The sequence below is a fragment of the Streptomyces sp. NPDC127092 genome (assembly GCF_042722475.1).
Taxonomy (GTDB): Bacteria; Actinomycetota; Actinomycetes; order Streptomycetales; family Streptomycetaceae; genus Streptomyces.
This window is the reverse complement of record NZ_JBHXFE010000321.1, coordinates 1-759: the sequence shown is the minus strand read 5'-3', so window position 1 is coordinate 759 and position 759 is coordinate 1. Positions and strand designations below refer to the sequence as shown.

The window sequence follows — 759 nt, the reverse complement described above, 5'->3', positions numbered from 1 at the left end:
ACGATGCCCGGACTGCGGCCGCGATCGTGTCCTGGTACCGGCCACCGGCCGGTGCGTGCTGTGCTCGAGGCGTTGCGCCGAGTGCGGCCACACGGTCCGCGGCGCCGATGCCCGGTTATGCAAGACCTGTCGCCGCCGCACCGACCTGCTCGCCCAGCAGAACCCGTGTCCGCGGTGCGGGAAGCTCGGCTATCTGCGGGAATCGACCGGATGGTGTGGCTCGTGTTCACGGCCGGGCCCACCGAAGGACCCGCCCAGGATCTACATGAGCTGCGGGGAACTGCGTCGGCATCGGGCCCATGGCATGTGCTCACGGTGCTGGCAACGTCACCCGGACCGCCCCTTCGTTCAGGGCGCCAACCTCGCCGCCCGACTAGGCGAACCACCATACTGGCTAACGGATTTCGTCGCATACCTCGCCGCTCGATATTCTCCCGGTCGCGCCTGTAATGCGATCACCGCCCTCGGTCGACTACTCGACGACAACGGGCCCCACCATCCTCAATCCGTGCTCGAACGTTCCCGTCAGCCGGGGAGGTCGATGGGCTCGCTGGCACGGGCACTGGAGAACTATTTCACCGAGCACGGCCTGGCGATGCCAACCGATCAGCCTGAGCGGCTCGCCGCAGGTCGCCGGCAACGCCGCATCGACGCAATTCCCGAGTCCCTTCGACCTGCCGTCGCATCCTTCGCGGATCACTTGCTGCGCGCCCGTGAACGCGCCCGCAGAGCGGGAACCCGGCCGCGCAGTGACCTGAC

General features: G+C 68.0%; 1 pseudogene. It reads left to right on the top strand.

Annotation, left to right across the window (positions count from 1 at the left end):
• Positions 1-508: 508 nt before the first annotated feature.
• Positions 509-759: pseudogene (locus tag ACFWJO_RS40065) on the top strand (integrase); the annotation flags it as partial.